This window comes from Pseudomonas sp. NPDC089428 (assembly GCF_044749325.1).
In the GTDB taxonomy this organism is placed as follows: domain Bacteria; phylum Pseudomonadota; class Gammaproteobacteria; order Pseudomonadales; family Pseudomonadaceae; genus Aquipseudomonas.
This window is the reverse complement of the sequence record NZ_JBIVHT010000016.1, coordinates 4,418-28,814: the sequence shown is the minus strand read 5'-3', so window position 1 is coordinate 28,814 and position 24,397 is coordinate 4,418. Positions and strand designations below refer to the sequence as shown.

Annotated in this window: 1 protein-coding gene; it reads left to right on the top strand. The window is 63.3% G+C overall.

All coding sequences use genetic code 11. From position 1 onward, the window contains the following. Nucleotides 1–19 precede the first annotated feature (19 nt). Complete coding sequence (locus ACIPZ5_RS22880; protein ID WP_400810791.1) at nucleotides 20–24,397, top strand: immunoglobulin-like domain-containing protein; 24,378 nt, start codon at nucleotides 20–22, stop codon at nucleotides 24,395–24,397.

Genomic DNA, 24,397 nt, shown 5'->3' with positions numbered 1-24,397 from the left:
GAGTCATCTGGAGAGCCCCATGAGCACGGTAGTCGCCATCGTCAAGAGCATTGTTGGCCAAGTCATCGCGGTATCCCCAGAAGGCATCCGCCGTGTCCTTATCGAAGGCGATCGGCTGTATGCGGGCGAGCAGGTACTGACTGGTGTAGGGGGGGCCATTACCCTGCAACTGCCGGATGGGCGCTACCTGGACCTTGGTCGCGATAGCCAGTGGAGCGCCGGTACCCCTGATAGCAGCACCGATATGCGCCTGGCCACAGCACAGACGGCGCCGTCAGTGGAGCAGCTGCAACAGGCCATCCAGGCGGGCGTCGACCCGACTACGGCGCTGGAGGCGACGGCAGCAGGCCCAACGTCTTCGGGCAGCAGTGGCGCCCTCGGTGGCGGGCACAGTGTCGTCATGCTCGAGGAAACCGCCGGGCGGGTCGACCCGACGGTCGGCTACCAGACCGGGCCGCTGAATTTCAGCGAGGGCCTGCGTTTCGAGCAGTTCGCCGGCGTGGACACGACCGTGGCTGCGGACACGGGGACGGCCGTGACACTGAGCGCGACGCCGTCAATCAGTGAGAACGGTGGCACCATCGTCTATGTCGCAACAGTGGGCCAAGCCCCGCTCAGCGACCTCACCGTGACCTTGTCCAATGGTGCGGTAATCGTGATTGCCGCCGGGCAGACCAGTGGCTCGGTGAATGTCGCGTTGCCTGCCAACGACACAGTGTACGTCGATGACCGGGTGCTGTCGGTGAACATCGCCGGTACCACTGGTGGCGGACTGCCCGTCAGCATCGACAATACCCCGGCCAGCACCCGCGTGGTCGATAGCATCGACACCACCACCGCCACCCTCAGCGCAAGCCCTACGGTGACCGAAGGCGGTGCGATCACCTACACCGTGACCCTGAGCAACCCGGCGCAGACCGCCGTCACGGTCAGCCTGTCCAATGGCCAGGTCATCAGTATTGCTGCGGGCCAGAGCAGCGGCAGCGTGTCGTTGCAGGTGGCCAACGATGTGTACAAGGGCGCAAGCACGCTCAACGCCAGCATCACATCCGTGACCGGTGGCAACTTTGAGCATCTGGAGGCCAACCCTGCGCCCGTAGTGACCGTGATCAGCGATTCGGCCGATACCACTACAGTGACCCTGACAGCCAGCACCTCGGCCAGCGAAAACGGCACCATCGTCTACACCGCCAGCCTCTCGGCGCCGGTCACTGGCACGCCGGTGGTGGTGACCCTGGCCAACGGCCAGACCATCACCGTGGCAGTGGGCCAGAGCGTCGGCACGGTCAGCGTACCGGTGGGTAACGATGTGTATCAGGGGCAGGGACAAGTCAGTAACAGCATCAGCACGGTCAGCGGTGGCAACTTCGAAAATCTGGTCGCCAACCCAGCGCCAGTCAGCACCACGATCAACGAAGTACAGGACACCACCACGGTGACCCTGACCGCGACCCCAAGCGTGGCCGAGGGTGGCCAGATCATCTACACCGCGACCCTCAGCAACCCCGGCCAGACCGCAGTAACCGTAACCCTGAGCAACGGCCAGAGCATCACCATCGCGGCCAACCAGACGTCCGGCAGCATCAGCGTGGCCGCACCGGGCGACGACCACTACGTCGATGGCGGGTTGGTCAGCGCGCGCATCATCCAGGCCAGCGGCGGCAACTTCGAGAACCTGGCGTTCAACAGTACGCCGGCGCTGACGACGGTCACCGACACCCTCGATACCTCGACCGTGACGCTCAGCGCTACACCGTTGGTAGCCGAAGGCGGGACCATTGTCTACACCGCCACCGTGAATGCGCCGGTCACCGGCTCACCGCTGCACATCACCCTCGCCAACGGGCAGACCATCACCATTGCGGTCGGCCAGAGCGCCGGCACGGCCACGGGAACTGCAAGCAACGACGTGTATCAGGGGCACGCGCCGGTGACCAACAGCATCATCGGGGTCAGTGGCGGCAATTATGAAAGCCTGGTGGCCGACCCCGCGCCGGTCAGCACCAGCGTGACCGACGTGCTGGACAGCGTGCGGGCAACGCTGAGTGCGACAGCTTCGGTGGCCGAGGGTGGAAGCATTGTCTACACCGTGACCCTCGACGCCCCGGTGACGGGGGCTCCCGTGGTGGTCACCCTCAGCAATGGCCAGACCATCAGCATCGCCGTCGGGCAAAGCGTCGGCTCGGCCACGGCCACTGTAAGCAACGAGCCCTATCAGGGGCATGCAGCAATCAGTAACAGCATCGCCGGGATCAGCGGGGGCGACTTCGAAAACCTGGTGGCGGACCAGACACCGGTCAGTACCAGCGTGACCAATGTGCCGGACAGCCTCGCCCTGACGTTAACGGCGACCCCCGCCGTCGCCGAGGGCGGCACCATCGTCTACACCGTGACCGTGAATGCACCAGTGACTGGCGAGCCGCTGGTCGTCAGCCTTGCCAATGGCCAGACTGTCACCATCCCGGTCGGGCAAAGTTCGGGAACTGTCACTGCGGTTGTGGATAACGATGCCTACCAGGGGCATGCGCCGATCGGAAACAGCATCACCGGCTTCAGCGGGGGCAACTACGAAAATCTGCTGGCCGATCAGACGCCAGTCAGCACCACCGTCACGGATGTGCAGGACACCACCACGGTTACCCTGACCGCCACGCCGTCCGTGCTGGAAGGCGGCACAATCCTCTATACCGCAAGCGTGGGAGCGCCGGTCACCGGTAGCCCGGTGGTGGTCACCCTCACCAACGGGCAGACCATCACTATCCCGGTCGGCCAGAGCTCCGGCACGGCTACCGGTGCTGTCAGCAACGATGTCTATCAGGGCCATGCAGCCGTTACCAACAGCATCAGCAATGTGTCCGGTGGTAAGTACGAAAACCTGGTGGCTGACAAAACGACGGTCAGCACCAGCGTCACCGACGTGCAGGACACCACCAGAGTCTCGCTGTCGGCGACCCCGAGCGTGGCTGAAGGTGGCCAGATCGTTTACACCGCCACCGTGGACGCGCCAGTCACCGGCAGCCCGGTGGTAGTCACCCTCACCAACGGCCAGACCATCACCATTCCGGTCGGCCAGAGCAGCGGCACGGCTACCGGTGCCGTCAGCAACGATTTCTATCAGGGCGATGCCCCAGTCACCAACAGCATCAGCAATGTGTCCGGTGGTAATTACGAAAACCTGGTGGCTGACAAAACGACGGTCAGCACCAGCGTCACCGACGTGCAGGACACTACGACCGTCTCGCTGTCGGCGACGCCGAGCGTGGCCGAGGGCGGGCAGATCCTCTACACCGCCACGCTGACCAGCGCCGCGCAATCGGCAGTGACCGTTACGCTGAGCAACGGCCAGACCATCACCATCGCCGCCAACCAGATGTCGGGGAGTATCAGCGTCGCGGCCCCTGGCAATGATCCGTATGTCGATGCCGGACAGGTCAGTGCGCACATTATCCAGGCCACGGGCGGCAACTTCGAGAACCTGGCGGTGAACAGCGCGCCAGCGGTGACGGATGTCACCGATACGGTCGATACCACCCATGTGACCCTGAGCGCCACGCCGAGTGTCGTCGAGGGCGGCATCATCCTCTACACCGCGACGGTGGATGCGCCGGTTACCGGCAGCCCTGTAGTGGTGACCTTGGCTAACGGCCAGACCATCACCATTCCGGTTGGCCAGAGCTCCGGCACCGCCACCGGCGCCGTGAGCAATGACGTTTACCAAGGCCATGCCTCCGTCACCAACAGCATCACAGACGTCACGGGCGGGAATTACGAGAATCTGCTCGCCGACAAGACCCAGGTCAGCACGGCCGTCACCGATACGCAGGACACTACGACGGTCTCGCTGTCGGCGACACCGAGCGTCGCCGAGGGCGGCACCATTGTCTATACCGCTACGGTAAATGCGCCAGTGACCGGCTCCGCCGTGGTGGTCACTCTCGCCAACGGCCAGATCATCACCATTCCCGTCGGGCAGAGCAGCGGCACCGCCACAGCGGCTGTGAGCAATGACGCCTATCAGGGCCATGCACCCGTCATCAACAGCATTAGCAGCGTGTCCGGCGGCAATTACGAAAACCTGGTAGCCAATGCCGCGACGGTCAGCACCACCGTCACCGATGTGCAAGACTCCACCACCGTGACCCTGACCGCCACGCCATCGGTAGCCGAAGGCGGGGTCATCACTTACACCGCAAGTGTAGGGACCCCGGTCACTGGCAGCCCGGTCGTGATCAGTCTGGCCAACGGTCAGACCATCACTATCCCTGTTGGCCAGAGCTCGGGCACCGCTACCGAGGCCGTGAGCAACGACGTCTACCAGGGTCACGCCCCGGTCACCAACAACATCACTGCCGTCAGCGGTGGCAACTACGAAAACCTGATCGCCGATGCCGCCACGGTCAACACCACGGTCACCGATGTTCAGGACACCGCCACCGTCATACTCACGGCCACACCAATCGTGGCCGAGGGCGGGACCATCCTCTACACCGCCACCGTAGACGCGCCAGTTACCGGCAGCCCGGTCGTGGTGACACTGACCAATGGTCAGGCCATCATCATCGCGGTCGGCCAAAGCTCTGGCACCGCGACGGCTGTCGTCAGCAATGACGCCTATCAGGGCCATGCGCCGGTCATCAACAGCATCGGCAGCGTGGCCGGTGGTAGCTACGAAAACCTGGTCGCCAATACCGCCACGGTCAGTACCACGGTGACCGATGTTCAGGACACCACCACCGTCAACCTGACTGCCACGCCGTCCGTGGCCGAGGGTGGCACCATCCTCTACACCGCCACCATAGGCGCACCAGTTACCGGCAGCCCGGTCGTGGTGACCCTCAGCAATGGCCAGACCATCACCATACCGATCGGCCAGAGTTCCGGCACCACCACCGATGTCGTGAGCAACGATGTGTATCAGGGGCACGCACCTGTCACCAACGCCATAACAGCCGTAAGTGGTGGCAATTACGAGAACCTGATTGCCAACACCGCGACGGTCAACACCTCGGTCATCGATGTGCAGGACACTACAACAGTGACCCTGACGGCCACGCCGTCCGTGGCCGAAGGGGGCACCATCCTCTACACCGCCACCTTGGGCGCACCGGTTACCGGCAGCCCGGTCGTGGTGACCTTGACCAATGGCCAGATAATCTCCATCCCGGTCGGCCAGAGCAGCGGCACCACCACGGGCACCGTCAGCAACGACGCCTACCAAGGCCATGCGGTCGTCACCAACAGCATCAGCAACGTTTCCGGCGGCAATTACGAGAGCCTTGTCGCCGATCAGAGCCAGGTCAGCACCAGCGTCACCGATGTGACTGACACCACCACCGTCACCCTGACCGCAACGCCGTCTGTGGCCGAGGGCGGGACCATCACCTACACGGCCAGCGTGGGTGCGCCGGTTGCCGGCAGCCCGGTGGTAGTCACCCTCAGCAACGGCCAGACCATCACTATCCCCGTCGGCCAGAGCTCGGGGACTGCCACCGGCGTCGTGAGCAACGACATCTATCAAGGTCATGCGCCAGTCACCAACAACATTACCGGCGTCAGCGGCGGCAACTATGAAAACCTGGTCGCCAATACCGCCACGGTCAGTACCACGGTGACCGATATTCAGGACACCACCACCGTCACGCTGACGGCAACGCCGTCCGTGGTCGAGGGTGGGACCATCCTCTACACCGCCACCGTAGACGCGCCCGTTACCGGTAGCCCGGTTGTGGTCAGTCTGGCCAATGGGCAAACCATTACCATCCCGGTCGGCCAAAGCTATGGCACCACCACGGGCGCCGTCAGCAACGACGTCTACCAGGGGCACTCGGCCGTTTCCAACAGCATCACCAGTGTCAGCGGCGGCAACTTCGAGAACCTGGTCGCCAATCAGGCCCCCGTCAGCACCAGCGTCACCGACGTGCAGGACACCACCACAGTCTCGCTGTCGGCGACCCCGAGCGTGGCCGAAGGTGGCCAGATCGTTTACACCGCAACTCTGACCAATGCCGCACAGTCTCCGGTGACCGTCACCCTGAGCAACGGCCAGACCATCACCATCGGCGGCAACCAGACCTCTGGCAGCATCAACGTCGCCACGCACGGCGATAACCCCTACCTGGATGCCGGTCAGGTCAGCGCACACATTACCGATGCATCGGGCGGCAACTTCGAGAATCTGGCAGTCAACAGCACGCCAGTGGTGACTGAAGTCACCGACACCGTCGATACCTCGACTGTCAGCCTCACCGCGACGCCATCGGTAGCTGAAGGCGGGACCATCGTCTACACCGCCACGCTGACAGCCCCCGTCACCGGTTCCGCAGTCGTGGTGAACCTGGCCAACGGGCAAAGCATCACCATTCCAGTCGGCCAGAGCTCCGGCACCGCCACTGCTGGCGTGTCCAACGACGTCTACCAGGGCCACCCGGCGGTTAGCAACAGCATCAGCAATGTGACGGGCGGCAACTTTGAAAACCTGGTCGCCGACAAGTCCCAGGTCAGTACGACTGTCACGGACGTACAGGACACGACAACCGTGACCCTGACCGCCACGCCGTCCGTGGCCGAAGGCGGCACCATCGTCTACACCGCCACGGTGAACGCGCCAGTCACCGGCAGCCCGGTGGTAGTCACCCTCACCAACGGCCAGACCATCACCATTCCGGTCGGCCAGAGCGCTGGCACAGCCATCAGCGCCGTGAGCAACGACGTCTACCAGGGACATGCGCCAGTTACCAACAGCATCACCGCTGTCAGCGGCGGCAACTACGAAAACCTGGTGGCCAACCAGGCCGTGGTCACCACCACGGTGACCGATGTGCAGGACACCACTACTGTCACGCTGACGGCCACACCGTCGGTCATCGAAGGCGGCAGCATTGTCTACACCGCCACGGTGAACGCACCTGTCACCGGTTCTGCGGTGGTCGTCACCCTGGCCAACGGGCAGTCCATCTCTATCCCAGTTGGACAGAGTTCCGGGACCGCGACCGGCGTCGCGAGCAATGACGTGTATCAGGACCACGCCCCGGTCACCAACAGCATCACATCAGTGTCGGGCGGCGACTTCGAAGAGCTGGTCGCCGACCGGACACCGGTCAGCACCGCGGTCACCGATACGCAGGACACTACGACCGTCATACTCACGGCCACGCCAATCGTGGCCGAGGGCGGGACCATCCTCTATACCGCCACCGTAGACGCGGCCGTTACCGGTAGCCCGGTTGTGGTCAGTCTGGCCAATGGGCAAACCATTACCATCCCGGTCGGCCAAAGCTATGGCACCACCACGGGCGCCGTCAGCAACGACGTCTACCAGGGGCATGCGGCCGTTTCGAACAGCATCACCAGTGTCAGCGGCGGCAACTTCGAGAACCTGGTCGCCAATCAGGCCCCCGTCAGCACCAGCGTCACCGACGTGCAGGACACCACCACAGTCTCGCTGTCGGCGACCCCGAGCGTGGCCGAAGGTGGCCAGATCGTTTACACCGCAACTCTGGCCAATGCCGCACAGTCTCCGGTGACCGTCACCCTGAGCAACGGCCAAACCATCACCATTGCTGCCAACCAGACCTCCGGCAGCATCACCATGGCTGCGCCAGCCGATGATTCGTACCTTGATGCCGGCCAGGTCAGTGCGCGAATTACCAATGCCACAGGTGGCAACTTCGAAAACCTGGCGATCAACTCCACTCCTGCAGTGACTAATGTCACGGATACCGTCGACACTTCGACCGTCACACTGACCGCTACGCCATCGGTGGCCGAGGGTGGGACTATCGTCTACACCGCGACAGTGACCGCCCCGGTTACGGGTTCCGCAGTCGTGGTGAACCTGGCCAACGGGCAAAGCATCACCATTCCAGTCGGCCAGAGCTCCGGCACCGCAACTGCTTCCGTATCCAACGACGTCTACCAGGGCCACCCGGCGGTCAGCAACAGCATCAGCAATGTGACGGGCGGCAACTTTGAAAACCTAGTCGCCGACATGTCCCAGGTCAGTACGACTGTCACGGACGTACAGGACACGACAACCGTGACCTTGACCGCCACGCCATCGGTTGCAGAAGGCGGCACCATCCTCTACACCGCCACCGTCGGCGCTCCGGTCACCGGCAGCCCGGTGGTGGTCACCCTCACCAACGGCCAGACAATCACCATCCCGGTGGGCCAGAGCTCCGGCACGGCTACCGGTGCAGTCAGCAACGATGTCTATCAGGGTCATGCAGCCGTTACCAACAGCATCAGCAATGTGTCCGGTGGCAATTACGAGAATCTGGTGGCTAACACCGCGACAGTCAGCACCACCGTCACTGACGTTCAGGACACCACCACGGTCTCGCTGTCGGCGACTCCGAACGTGGCTGAAGGTGGCCAGATCGTTTACACCGCGACTCTGACCAACGCCGCGCAGTCGCCGGTGACCGTCACCCTGAGCAACGGCCAGACCATCACCATCGGCGCCAACCAGACCTCTGGCAGCATCAGCATTGCCACCCATGGCGATAACCCGTACCTCGACGCCGGCCAGGTCAGCGCGCACATCACCAACACATCGGGAGGAAACTTCGAAAACCTGGCGGTCGACAGTTCGCCAGCGGTGACCAGCGTCACCGATACCGTCGACACCACCGCCGTCACCCTGACCGCCACGCCGTCCGTGGCCGAAGGCGGCACCATCGTCTACACCGCCACGGTGAACGCTCCCGTCACCGGCTCTGCCGTGGTCGTGGCCCTGGCCAACGGGCAGAGCATCATAATTCCCGTCGGCCAGAGCGCTGGCACAGCCACCAGCGCCGTGAGCAACGACGTCTACCAGGGACATGCGCCGGTCACCAACAGCATCACCGCTGTCAGCGGCGGCAACTACGAAAATCTGGTGGCCAACCAGGCCGTGGTCACCACCACGGTGACCGATGTGCAGGACACCACTTCTGTCACGCTGACGGCCACACCGTCGGTCATCGAAGGCGGCACCATCGTCTACACCGCCACCGTGGACGCGCCAGTCACCGGCAGCCCGGTGGTAGTTACCCTCACCAACGGCCAGACCATCACCATTCCGGTCGGCCAGAGCAGCGGCACGGCTACCGGTGCCGTCAGCAACGATTTCTATCAGGGCGATGCCCCAGTCACCAACAGCATCAGCAATGTGTCCGGTGGTAATTACGAAAACCTGGTGGCTGACAAAACGACGGTCAGCACCAGCGTCACCGACGTTCAGGACACCACGACGGTCTCACTGTCGGCGACACCAAGCGTGGCTGAAGGTGGCCAGATCGTTTACACCGCGACTCTGACCAACGCCGCGCAGTCGCCGGTGACCATCACCCTGAGCAACGGCCAGACCATCACCATCGGCACCAACCAGACCTCCGGCAGCGTCAGCGTTGCCACCCACGGCGATAACCCGTACCTCGACGCAGGCCAGGTCAGCGCGCACATTACCAACGCATCGGGTGGCAACTTCGAAAACCTGGCGGTGAACAGCTCGCCAGCGGTGACCAGCGTCACCGATACCGTCGACACCTCGACCGTGAGCCTGACCGCTACGCCATCGGTGGCCGAAGGCGGCAGCATCGTCTACACCGCAACCCTGACCAACGCCGCGCAGTCGCCAGTGACCGTCACCCTGAGCAACGGCCAGATCATCACCATCGGCGCCAACCAGACATCTGGCAGCGTCAACGTTGCTACCCATGGCGATAACCCGTACCTGGATGCCGGTCAGGTCAGCGCGCGCATCACCAACGCCACGGGGGGCAACTTTGAGAATTTGGCGGTCAACAGCACGCCAGCAGTGACCAGTGTCACCGATACCATCGACACCTCGACCGTGAGCCTGACCGCCACACCATCGGTGGCCGAAGGCGGGACCATTGTCTACACCGCCACGGTCACCGCACCGGTCACCGGTTCTGCCGTCGTGGTCACCTTGGCCAACGGCCAGACCATCACCATTCCGGTCGGGCAGAGCTCGGGGACCGCTACGGCTGCCGTCAGCAACGATGTGTATCAGGGCCATGCAGCCGTCACCAATAGCATCAGCGATGTCAGTGGCGGCAGCTACGAGAATCTGGTGGCCGACAAGTCCCAAGTCAGCACCAGCGTCACCGATGTGACCGACACCACCACCGTCACCCTGACGGCCACGCCGTCTGTGACCGAAGGCGGCACCATTCTCTACACGGCCACCGTGGGTGCGCCGGTCACCGGCAGCCCAGTGGTGGTCAGCCTGGCCAACGGGCAGACCATCACCATTGCCGTTGGCCAAAGCTCCGGTACTGCTACTGGCACAGTGAGCAACGATGTCTACCAGGGCCATGCCACGGTCACCAACAACATCACCGCCGTCAGTGGTGGCAATTACGAGAACCTGGTGGCTAACACCACTACGGTCAGCACCAGCGTCACCGACGTGCAGGACACTACCACGGTCTCGCTGTCGGCAACCCCGAGCGTGGCCGAAGGTGGCCAGATTGTGTACACCGCCACCCTGACCAACGCCGCACAGTCGCCGGTGACCGTCACCCTGAGCAACGGCCAGACCATCACCATCGCTGCCAACCAGATTTCCGGCAGCGTCAGCGTTGCCACCCATGGCGATAACCCGTACCTCGACGCCGGCCAAGTCAGCGCACACATTACCAACGCGTCGGGCGGAAACTTCGAAAACCTGGCGGTCGACAGTTCGCCAGCGATGACCAGCGTCACCGATACCGTCGACACCACTACCGTCACCCTGACCGCCACGCCGTCCGTGGCCGAGGGTGGGACTATCATCTACACCGCGACCGTGGGCGCACCGGTCACCGGCGGCCCGGTCGTAGTAACCCTGACCAATGGCCAGACCATCACCATTCCGGTCGGCCAGAGCTCTGGCACCGCCACGGCCGCTGTCAGCAATGACGTCTACCAGGGCCATGTTCCGGTCACCAACAGCATCAACCACGTGTCGGGCGGCAATTACGAGAACCTGGTCGCAGACAAGACCCAGGTCAGCACCACCGTCACCGATGTCCAGGACGCCACCACCGTCACCCTGACCGCCACACCGTCCGTAGCAGAAGGCGGCACCATCCTCTACACCGCCACCGTTGGCGCTCCGGTCACCGGCAGTCCGGTGGTGGTCACGCTGACCAATGGCCAGACCATCACCATCCCGGTCGGCCAGAGCTCGGGGACTGCCACCGGCGCCGCGAGCAACGATGTCTATCAGGGCCATGCGGCCGTCACCAACAGCATCAGCAATATCAGCGGTGGCAACTACGAGAACCTGGTCGCCGACAAGTCCCAGGTCAGCACCAGCGTCACCGATCTTCAGGACACCACGACTGTCTCACTGTCGGCGACGCCGAGCGTGGCCGAAGGTGGCCAGATCGTTTACACCGCCACCCTGACCAACGCCGCGCAGTCTCCGGTGACCGTCACCCTGAGCAACGGCCAGATCATCACCATCGCTGCCAACCAGATTTCCGGAAGCGTCAGCGTCGCCACGCACGGCGATAACCCCTACCTGGATTCCGGCCAGGTCAGCGCCAGCATCACCAACGCATCAGGCGGCAGTTTCGAAAACCTGGCGGTCAACAGCACGCCAGCGGTAACCAATGTCACCGATACCGTCGACACCTCGACCGTCAGCCTGACCGCTACGCCATCGGTGGCTGAAGGCGGGACCATTGTCTACACCGCGACAGTGACCGCACCGGTTACGGGCTCTGCGGTGGTAGTAACCCTGGCCAACGGCCAGAGCATCACCATTCCGGTCGGCCAGAGTTCAGGGACCGCAACGGCTGTGGTATCCAACGACGTTTATCAGGGCCAACCCGCGGTCACCAACAGCATCAATAACGTCTCCGGCGGCAACTACGAGAATCTGGTGGCCGACAAGTCCCAGGTCAGTACCAGCGTCACGGATGTGACGGACACCACCACAGTCACCCTGACGGCCACGCCATCCGTGGCCGAAGGCGGCACCATCCTCTACACCGCCACTGTGGGTGCTCCGGTCACCGGCAGTCCGGTGGTGGTCACGTTGACCAATGGCCAGACTATAACCATCCCGGTCGGCCAGAGCTCCGGCACGGCCACCGGCGCCGCGAGCAACGATGTCTATCAGGGGCACGCGGCAGTTTCCAACAGCATTACAAGTGTCAGCGGCGGCAACTACGAGAATCTGGTCGCTGACAAATCCCAGGTCAGCACCAGCGTCACGGACGTGCAGGACACCACCACGGTCTCGCTGTCGGCAACCCCGAGCGTGGCCGAAGGTGGCCAGATCGTTTACACCGCGACTCTGAGCAACGCCGCACAATCTCCGGTGACCGTCACCCTAAGCAACGGCCAGACCATCATCATCGCCGCTAATCAGACCTCTGGCAGCGTCAGCGTTGCTACCCATGGCGATAATCCGTACCTCGACGCAGGCCAGGTCAGCGCGCACATTACCAACGCATCGGGAGGCAACTTCGAAAACCTGGCGGTGAACAGCTCGCCAGCGGTGACCAGCGTCACCGATACCGTCGACACCTCGACCGTGAGCCTGACCGCGACGCCATCGGTAGCGGAAGGCGGGACCATCGTCTACACCGCGACAGTGACCGCACCGGTTACGGGTTCTGCCGTCGTGGTCACCCTGGCCAACGGTCAAAGCATCACCATTCCGGTTGGGCAGAGCTCGGGGAGTGCAACGACGGCAGTATCCAACGACGTCTATCAGGGACATCCCGCAGTCAGCAACAGCATCAGCAATGTGTCAGGCGGCAACTATGAAAACCTGGTGGCGAACAAGGCGACAGTCAGCACCACGGTGACCGATGTCCAGGACAGCACCACCGTCACCCTGACGGCCACGCCCTCCGTGCCCGAAGGCGGGACCATCCTCTACACCGCCACCGTGGGTGCTCCGGTCACCGGTAGCCCAGTGGTGGTCAGCCTGGCCAACGGGCAGACCATCACCATCCCGATCGGCCAGAGTTCCGGCACCGCCACCGGAGTCGTGAGCAACGATGTCTACCAGGGGCACGCCCCGGTCACCAACAACATCACCGCCGTCAGCGGCGGCAACTATGAAAACCTGGTCGCCAATACCGCCACGGTCAGCACTACGGTCACCGATGTTCAGGACACCACCACAGTGACGCTGACAGCCACGCCGTCCGTGGCCGAGGGCGGGACCATCCTCTACACGGCCAGCGTCGGTGCTCCCGTCACCGGCAGCCCGGTCGTGGTAACGCTGGCCAACGGCCAGAGCATCACCATTCCGGTTGGCCAAAACTCCGGTACGGCCACCGACGCCGTCAGCAACGATGTCTATCAGGGCCATGCCTCGGTCACCAACAGCATCAGCAACGTTTCCGGCGGCAATTACGAGAGTCTGGTCGCAGACAAGACCCAGGTCAGCACCAGCGTCACCGATGTGACTGACACCACCACGGTCACCCTGACGGCCACGCCATCCGTGTCCGAGGGCGGAACTATCACCTACACGGCCAGCGTAGGCGCACCGGTCACCGGCAGCCCAGTGGTGGTCACGCTGACCAATGGCCAGACCATCACCATTGCCGTCGGCCAAAGCTCAGGCACCGCAACTAGCGCGGTGAGCAACGACGTCTATCAGGGCCATGCGGCCGTCAGCAATAGCATCAGCAACGTCAGCGGCGGCAACTATGAGAATCTGGTGGCCGACAAATCCCAGGTCAGTACCAGCGTCACGGATGTGACCGACACTACCACCGTAACGTTGACGGCCACGCCGTCCGTGACCGAAGGCGGCACCATCCTCTACACGGCTACCCTGGGAGCCCCGGTCACCGGTAGCCCGGTCGTAGTCACCCTGACCAATGGCCAGACCATCACCATCCCGGTCGGCCAGAGTTCAGGAACCGCCACCGGCGCAGTCAGCAATGATGTCTACCAGGGCCACGCGCCAGTCACCAACAGCATCAGCTACGTGTCTGGCGGTAACTACGAGAACCTGGTGGCTGACAAAACAGTGGTCAGCACCAGCGTCACCGACGTGCAGGACACCACCACCGTCTCGCTGTCGGCGACCCCGAGTGTGGCCGAAGGCGGCCAGATCGTTTACACCGCGACCCTGACCAACGCCGCGCAGTCGCCAGTGACCGTCACCCTGAACAACGGCCAGACCATCACCATCGCCGCTAACCAGACCTCCGGCAGCGTCAGCGTCGCTACGCACGGCGATAACCCCTACCTCGATGCCGGCCAGGTCAGCGCCCGTATTACCAATGCATCGGGCGGCAACTTTGAGAATCTGGCGGTCAACAGCACGCCAGCGGTGACCAATATCACCGATACCGTCGACACCTCGACTGTCAGCCTCACTGCCACGCCATCGGTGGCCGAAGGCGGGACCATTGTCTACACGGCCACGGTGACCGCACCGGTTACGGGCTCTGCGGTGGTGGTCACCCTGGCCAACGGCCAGAGCATCACCATTCCGGTCGGCCAGAGTTCAGGGACCGCAACGGCCGCCGTCAGCAACGATGTGTATCAGGGCCATGCGGCCGTCACCAATAGCATCAGCAACGTCACTGGCGGCAACTACGAGAACCTGGTCGCCGACAAGTCCCAGGTCAGCACCAGCGTCACTGACGTTCAGGACACCACGACGGTCTCACTGTCGGCGACGCCAAGCGTGGCTGAAGGTGGCCAGATCGTTTACACCGCGACTCTGACCAACGCCGCGCAGTCTCCAGTGACCGTCACCCTGAGCAACGGCCAGACCATCACCATCGCCGCTAACCAGATTTCCGGCAGCGTCAGCGTTGCTACCCATGGCGATAACCCGTACCTGGATGCCGGTCAGGTCAGCGCCCGCATCACCAACGCCACGGGGGGCAACTTTGAGAATTTGGCGGTCAACAGCACGCCAGCAGTGACCAGTGTCACCGATACCATCGACACCTCGACCGTGAGCCTGACCGCCACACCATCGGTGGCCGAAGGCGGGACCATTGTCTACACCGCGACAGTGACCGCACCGGTTACGGGCTCTGCGGTGGTAGTAACCCTGGCCAACGGCCAGAGCATCACCATTCCGGTCGGGCAGAGCTCGGGGACCGCTACGGCTGCCGTCAGCAACGATGTGTATCAGGGCCATGCAGCCGTCACCAATAGCATCAGCAATGTCAGTGGTGGCAACTACGAGAACCTGGTCGCCGACAAGTCACAAGTCAGCACCAGCGTCACCGATGTGACTGACACCACCACCGTCACCCTGACGGCCACGCCATCCGTGGCCGAGGGCGGCAGCATCGTCTACACCGCAACCCTGACCAATGCCGCGCAGTCGCCAGTGACCGTCACCCTGAGCAACGGCCAGACCATCACCATCGCCGCCAACCAGACCTCCGGCAGCATCAGCGTTGCCACACACGGCGATAACCCCTACCTCGATGCCGGCCAGGTCAGCACCCGCATCACCAACGCCACGGGGGGCAACTTTGAGAATTTGGCGGTCAACAGCACGCCAGCAGTGACCAGTGTCACCGATACCATCGACACCTCGACCGTGAGCCTGACCGCCACACCATCGGTGGCCGAAGGCGGGACCATTGTCTACACCGCGACAGTGACCGCACCGGTTACGGGCTCTGCGGTGGTAGTAACCCTGGCCAACGGCCAGAGCATCACCATTCCGGTCGGGCAGAGCTCGGGGACCGCTACGGCTGCCGTCAGCAACGATGTGTATCAGGGCCATGCAGCCGTCACCAATAGCATCAGCAATGTCAGTGGTGGCAACTACGAGAACCTGGTCGCCGACAAGTCACAAGTCAGCACCAGCGTCACCGATGTGACTGACACCACCACCGTAACGTTGACGGCCACGCCGTCAGTGACCGAAGGCGGCACCATCCTCTACACGGCCACCGTGGGCGCACCGGTTACCGGCAGCCCGGTAGTAGTCACCCTCACCAACGGCCAGAGCATCACCATCCCGGTCGGCCAGAGCTCGGGGACCGCTACGGCTGCCGTCAGCAACGATGTGTATCAGGGCCATGCAGCCGTCACCAATAGCATCAGCAACGTCAGTGATGGCAACTACGAGAACCTGGTCGCCGACAAGTCCCAAGTCAGCACCAGCGTCACCGATGTGACCGACACCACCACAGTCACCCTGACGGCTACACCATCCGTGGCCGAAGGCGGCACCATTCTCTACACGGCCACCGTGGGTGCACCGGTCACTGGCTCTGCCGTCGTGGTCACCTTGGCCAACGGCCAGAGCATCACCATTCCGGTGGGCCAGAGTTCCGGCACCGCCACCGCAGCAGTCTTCAACGACGTCTACCAAGGCCATCCTGCGGTCAGCAACAGCATTACCAATGTGACAGGCGGCAATTATGAGAACCTGGTCGCCGACAAATCCCAGGTCAGCACCAGCGTCACCGATGTGACCGACACCACCACAGTCACCCTGACGGCTACGCCATCCGTGGCCGAAGGCGGCACTATCCTCTACACGGCCACCGTGGGTGCACCGGTCACCGGCAGTCCGGTCGTGATCACGCTGACCAATGGCCAGACCATCACCATTCCGGTCGGCCAGAGCAGCGGCACGGCCACCGGTGCCGTCAGCAACGATGTCTATCAGGGCCATGCGGCCGTCACCAACAGCATCAGCAACGTCACTGGCGGCAACTACGAGAATCTGGTTGCTGACAAATCCCAGGTCAGCACCAGCGTCACTGACGTGCAGGACACCACGACGGTCTCGCTGTTGGCGACCCCGAGCGTGGCCGAAGGTGGCCAGATCGTTTACACCGCGACGCTGACCAACGCCGCGCAGTCTCCAGTGACCGTTACCCTGAGCAACGGCCAGATCATCACCATCGGCGCCAACCAGACATCTGGCAGCGTCAACGTTGCTACCCATGGCGATAACCCGTACCTGGATGCCGGTCAGGTCAGCGCGCGCATCACCAACGCCACGGGGGGCAACTTTGAGAATTTGGCGGTCAACAGCACCCCAGCAGTGACCAATGTCACCGATACCGTCGACACCTCGACTGTCAGCCTCACCGCTACGCCATCGGTGGCCGAAGGCGGGACCATTGTCTACACCGCCACGGTCACCGCACCGGTCACCGGTTCTGCCGTCGTGGTCACCTTGGCCAACGGCCAGACCATCACCATTCCGGTCGGGCAGAGCTCGGGGACTGCAACGGTCGCCGTCAGCAACGATGTGTATCAGGGCCATGCGGCCGTCACCAATAGCATCAGCAATGTCAGTGGCGGCAACTACGAGAATCTGGTGGCCGACAAGTCCCAAGTCAGCACCAGCGTCACCGATGTGACTGACACTACCACCGTAACCTTGACGGCCACGCCGTCTGTGACCGAAGGCAGCACAATCCTCTACACCGCCACCGTAGGTGCGCCGGTCACCGGCAGCCCAGTGGTGGTCAGCCTGACCAATGGCCAGACCATCACCATCCCGGTCGGCCAGAGCTCGGGGACCGCTACGGCTGCCGTCAGCAACGATGTGTATCAGGGCCATGCGGCCGTCACCAATAGCATCAGCAATGTCAGTGGCGGCAACTACGAGAATCTGGTGGCCGACAAGTCTCAAGTCAGCACCAGCGTCACCGATGTGACCGACACCACCACGGTCACCCTGACGGCCACGCCATCCGTGACCGAAGGCGGCACCATTCTCTACACGGCCACCGTGGGGGCACCGGTCACCGGCAGCCCAGTGGTGGTCAGCCTGACCAATGGCCAGACCATCACTATCCCGGTCGGCCAGAGCTCCGGCACGGCCACCGGTGCCGTCAGCAACGATGTCTATCAGGGCCATGCCCCGGTCACCAACAGCATCAGCAATGTGTCCGGTGGTAATTACGAAAACCTGGTGGCTGACAAGACGACGGTCAGCACCAGCGTCACCGACGTGCAGGACACCACCACGGTCTCGCTGTCGGCGACCCCGAGCGTGGCTGAAGGTGGCCAGATCGTTTACACCGCCACCCTGACCAGCGCCGCGCAGTCGCCGGTGACCGTTACCCTGAGCAACGGCCAGACCATCACCATCGCTGCCAACCAGACCTCCGGCAGCATCAGCGTCGCCACCCACGGCGATAACCCCTACCTCGACGCCGGCCAGGTCAGCGCCCGCATCACCAATGCCTCTGGCGGTAACTTCGAAAACCTGGCGATCAACAGCACGCCAGCGGTGACCAATGTCACCGATACCGTCGACACCTCGACTGTCAGCCTCACCGCTACGCCATCAGTGGCTGAAGGTGGAACCATCGTCTACACCGCCACGGTCACCGCACCGGTCACGGGTAATGCCGTCGTAGTCACCCTGGCCAACGGCCAGAGCATCACCATTCCGGTCGGCCAGAGCTCGGGTACCGCTACGGCTACCGTGAGCAACGATGTCTATCAGGGCCATGCGGCCGTCACCAATAGCATCAGCAACGTCAGTGGTGGCAACTACGAGAACCTGGTTGCGGATAAAACCCAGGTCAGCACCAGCGTCACCGACACTATCGACACATCGACCGTGACGCTGACGGCGACACCTTCGGTCGCCGAGGGCAGTACCATCGTTTACACCGCAACCGTCAGCGCACCTGTCACCGGCAGCCCAGTGGTCGTCACGCTGACCAATGGCCAGACCATCACCATCCCGGTCGGCCAAAGTTCAGGAACCGCCACCGGTGCCGTCAGCAATGATGTCTATCAGGGCCATGCCCCGGTCACCAACAGCATCAGCAATGTGTCCGGTGGCAATTACGAAAACCTGGTGGCTGACAAAACGACGGTCAGCACCAGCGTCACGGATGTCCAGGACACCACCACAGTAACCTTGACCGCCACGCCAAGCGTGGCCGAGGGCGGCACGATCACCTACACCGCTACCCTGGGAGCCCCGGTCACCGGTAGCCCGGTCGTAGTCACCCTGACCAATGGCCAGACCATCACCATCCCGGTCGGCCAAAGTTCAGGAACCGCCACCGGCGCAGTCAGCAATGATGTCTACCAGGGCCACGCGCCAGTCACCAACAGCATCAGCAACGTGTCGGGCGGCAACTACGAGAACCTGGTCGCCGACAAGTCCCAGGTCAGCACCAGCGTCACCGACCTTCAGGACACCACGACGGTCTCACTGTCGGCGACGCCGAGCGTGGCCGAAGGTGGCCAGATCGTTTACACCGCGACCCTGACCAACGCCGCGCAGTCTCCGGTGACCGTCACCCTGAGCAACGGCCAGACCATCACCATCGGCGCCAACCAGACCTCCGGCAGCGTCAGCGTCGCCACGCACGGCGATAACCCCTACCTCGATGCCGGCCAGGTCAGCACCCGCATCACCAACGCCACGGGGGGCAACTTTGAGAATCTGGCGGTCAACAGCACCCCAGCGGTGACCAATGTCAGCGATACCATCGACACTTCGACCGTCACGCTGACCGCCACACCGTCGGTGGCCGAGGGCGGCACCATCGTTTACACCGCAACCGTCAGTGCCGCTGTGACCGGCAGCCCAGTGACGGTGACCTTGGCCAATGGCCAGACCATCACCATCCCGGTCGGCCAGATCTCAGGCTCCGCAACGGGCAGCGTGACCAACGATGTCTATCAGGGGCATGCGCCGGTCACCAACAGCATCACCGCCGTCAGCGGTGGCAACTACGAAAACCTGGTGGCCAACCAGACGCCGGTCAGCACCAGCGTCACCGATGTGCAGGACACGACAACCGTCACCCTGACGGCCACGCCATCCGTGGCCGAGGCCGGCACGATCACCTACACGGCAACCGTCGGCGCGCCGGTTACTGGCAGCGCTGTGACAGTGACCCTGGCCAACGGCCAGACCATCACCATTCCAGTTGGCCAGAGCTCCGGCACCGCCACCGCCAGTGTGACCAACGACGTCTATCTGGGCCACGCTCCGGTCACCAACAGCATCACCAACGTGTCCGGCGGCAGCTACGAAAACCTGGTCGCTAACACCGCCAGCGTCAGCACCGCGGTCAGCGATGTGCAGGACACCACCACCGTGACCCTGAGCGCCACGCCATCGGTGGCCGAGGGTGGCACCATCGTTTACACCGCCACCGTCAGTGCTGCGGTCACCGTGACCCCGGTGATCGTGACCCTGACCAATGGCCAGACCATCACCATTCCGGTCGGCCAGAGCTCCGGCAGCGCCACAGCTGCCGTGACCAATGATGTGTATCAGGGCCATGCCGCCGTCACCAACGGCATCAGCAGCGTTTCCGGTGGCAGCTACGAGAACCTGGTGGCGAACAAGGCCGTGCTCAGCACCAATGTCACCGATGTGCAGGACACCACCACTGTCACCCTGACCGCCACCCCCACCGTGGCCGAGGGCGGCCAGATCGTCTACACCGCGACCCTTACCAACCCGGCACAGACCGCCGTCACCGTGACCTTGAGCAACGGCCAGACCATCAGCATCGGCGCCAACCAGTCTTCCGGCAGCGTCACCGTGGCCGCACCTGCCGATGACGTCTACCTCGACGCGACCACGGTCAGCACCACCATCACCAACGCCACCGGCGGCAACTTCGAAAGCCTGGTGGTGAACCCGGCGCCAGCGGTCACCGCCGTGACCGATACGTTGAACACCACCACCCTCGGCATCACCGGCTCCGCCACCGTGGCCGAGGGCAACAACGCCACCTACACCCTGACCCTGAGCAATCCACCGCAGACCGATGTGGTGGTCAAATTGAGCTACAGCGGCACCGCCACCAACGGCGTCGACTACACCGGCGTGGCCACGGTGACCATCAAGGCCAACAGCAACCAGGCAACCTTCACCCTCCCGACCATCAAGGACAACGTCACCGAAGGCACCGAGCAGTTCACCATCAAGATCGATTCGGCCACCGGCGGCAACTTCGAGGGGCTGGCGGTCAGCAGCACCGCGGGCAGCATCACCACCCAGCTGTACGAACCTGCCCCGGTGCTGGACCTCGACGCCAACGACTCCAGCGGCAAGACCGGTGCAGATTTCCAGACGACCTTCACCGAAAACGGCAGCGGCAACTCGATCAGTGACCTGGATATCTCCATCACCGACTTCGACAGCACACAGATGGCCGGCGCCACAGTCACCCTGACCAACGCCCAGGCCGGCGATGCACTGAACCTGGGCAGCAGCGTCAACGGCATTACCATTACCTCCAGCGTGACCGCCGGCAAGGTGGTGCTGACCCTGACAGGCAACGCCTCGCTGGCCGACTACATGCAGGCGATCAAGAACATCACCTTCGTCAACACCAGCGAAGACCCAAGCACCACGCCGCGGATCATCACGGTCACGGTCACCGACGGGGTCAATGTGTCCAATACCGCGACCACCACGGTCAACGTGGTGGCGGTCAACGATGCCCCTGTATCCACCGGGGGTGTCGTCACCGGTGTCGAGGACACCGCACTGGTGCTGAACTGGAGCAACTTCAACGTCACCGACGTCGACAGCCCCACCTCGAGCCTGGGCGTGACCATCACCCAGCTGCCGACCCTTGGCACACTGCAGTACAACAACGGCACCGCCTGGGTGAACGTGACGGTCAACCAGACCGTGAGCCAGGCCGATATCGCTGCCGGCAAGCTCAAGTTCGTGCCGCTGGCCAATCAGTCGGGCATTGACGGCTATGGCGGCACTGGCGTGGGCAACAACCAGGCTGATTATGCGCAGATCAAGTTCAAGCCCACTGACGGCATGACCCCGGGTACTGAGACCACGCTGAAGGTGGACATCACGCCGGTCGCCGACGCCCCGACCCTGAGCATCGGCAGCAACAACGTCAATTCGCTGGGCCTGACCAAGGAAACCTGGACTACCCTCACCGGCCTGGGCAACAACGGCAACGGCATAACCGGCGATGCGCTGAAGACGGTATTCACCAACTCGGGCACCGCCACCAAGTCCGAGACCACCACCAATGTGCAGTCCGACGCCAGCGTTGCGGCCCAAAGCGGTTCGAAGACGTCCGGCCTGGTGTTCCTGGAAGCCGGCAAGACCTACACCTTCAGCGGCAGCGCCGATGACAGCCTGCTGGTGAACATTGGCGGCAAGAACGTGGTCACCGCCACCTGGGGCGCTGGCGGCACAGTGTCAGGTACTTACACGCCCACTACCAGTGGCTACTACACCCTGGAGATCTACCACGCCAACCAGGCGGGCCCTGGCAGCTATGACGTCAATATCAAGGTTGGCAGCGGTACGGTGGGCGACTTCAACAGCACCAGCATCGCGATGTACCCGAACGTCACCGCCCTGGCCAACGCCGGTGTCACGCTGTCCGACCTGCATGGCAGCAGCGGCCAGGGCTACTACGATGGCTACAAGCTCAACGAAGGGCCGGAGAACGGCAGCGTCAAGCTGGTGGGCATCAGCAGCAGCCTGACCGACACAGACGGCTCCGAGGCCCTGAGCGTCAAGCTGGGAGGCATCCCGGCGGGCTCGGTGATCAGCGACAGCGCCGGGCATAGCGCTACCGTGGGGACCACGGCAGTCGACGTCAGCGGCTGGACCCTGAGCAGCCTGACGATCAAGACACCGTCCTATTACAGCGGCCAGTTCGATGTGAAGGTCACTTCGACGTCCACCGAGTCGGTCGGCGGCAGCTTTGCCACCACCGAGGGCACGCTCAAGGTCACGGTGTACCCGGACACCTACACCACCTCCCAATTGACCACCGCCAACGACAGCACAACCGGCACCTACGGCGACGACATCATCATCGCCGACACCGCCGGCCTGCACATGGCCGCCGGCACCAACTACAACCTCGCCTTCATCGTCGACACCTCGGGCAGCATGAGCACCACCGGCATCGAGGCAACCAAGGCATCGCTGGCCACCACGTTCCAGGCGTTGCTGGCGGATGCCAAGGCCACCGGGGTCGGCACGGTGAATGTGCTGCTGGTGGACTTCGGCACTCAGGTCAAGAGCACCGTGGCGGTCACCCTCAACGATGCCGGCCTCAAGACCCTGCTCAATGCCCTGAGCGGCATGAGCGCGGACGGCGGCACCAACTACGAGGACGCCTTCAAGACCACGGCCAACTGGTTCCAGAGCCTGAAGAACGCCGGCGTCACCGGCACCAACCAGACTTACTTCCTCACCGATGGCCAGCCGACCTACTACCAGACCGGCGAGCAGACCAACCCGGCCCTGGCCAACAGCTCGGTCAAGCTCGACACGCTGCTAAGCAACATCAGCTACAAGATGGGCGACACCCTGACCAACTATCAGCTGGACACCAGCAACCGGGTGTCGATCGACGCCACCGGCAAGCTCACCGCCGAAACCCGCAGCTTCGACCTGCTGAGCCTGAGCTACAAGTGGAGTGCCGTGACCACCGGCCTGATCCACGCCGAAGGCAACGGCGGCTACGAGCTGTCGAAACTGGCCGGCACCGGCAGCAGCACGACCAGCGACACCCTGACCAACGCCACCTCCAGCTTTGCGCTGCTCTCGGCACTGTCGTCGGTCGAGGCCGTCGGCGTCGGCACGGGCATCAGCAGCACCGACCTGAAGCCGTTCGACAGCGACGGCGTACCGCAGGTCAACGTCGACCCGACCAAGATCACCGATGCGATCCTCGGCCACACCGACCAGACCATTGCCGGTGCCGATACGATCAACGGCGGCGATGGCCACGACATCATCTTCGGCGACCTGGTGAGTTTCGACTCGATACCCGGTAGCGGCATCGAAGCCGTGCAGGCCTTCGTCGCGACCAAGCTGGGCGTGGACGCGAGCCTGGTGGATGCCAAGGTGATGCACCAGTACATCTCCGAGCATTACACCGACTTCGACCTGTCGCGCACCAACGACGGCGCCGACACCCTGATGGGCGGGGGCGGCAACGACATCATCTTTGGCCAGGGTGGCAACGACTACATCGACGGTGGCAAGGGCAATGACATCCTGCTCGGCGGCACCGGCAACGACACCTTGCTCGGTGGCGAAGGCAACGACCTGCTGTTTGGCGGGGCTGGCAACGACACCCTGATCGGCGGCAAGGGCAACGACATTCTCAGCGGTGGCGCTGGCGCCGATACCTTCGTGTGGAAAGCCGGCGACATCGGCCAAGACGTGATCAAGGACTTCAAGCTGAGCGAAGGCGACCGCCTCGACCTGACCGACCTGCTGCAAGGTGAACGCGGCACGACCATCGACAACTACCTGAAGATCACCACCGTGGGTGGCGAATCGACCCTGCAGATCAGTACCGAGGGCAAGCTCAACGCTGCCGGTGGCCTGGCCAACGCCGATGTCAGTATCAAGCTGGAGGGGGTGGACTGGTCGCACACCTCGATCAACTCGTTGATCAGCGGCGCCGACCCGACCATCAAGATCGACAACAACAACAGCTGA

Bases quoted from the DNA above. Each gene is read 5' to 3' on its own strand.
- ACIPZ5_RS22880 (WP_400810791.1), top strand. From the start codon at position 20: ATGAGCACGGTAGTCGCCATCGTCAAGAGCATTGTTGGCCAAGTCATC.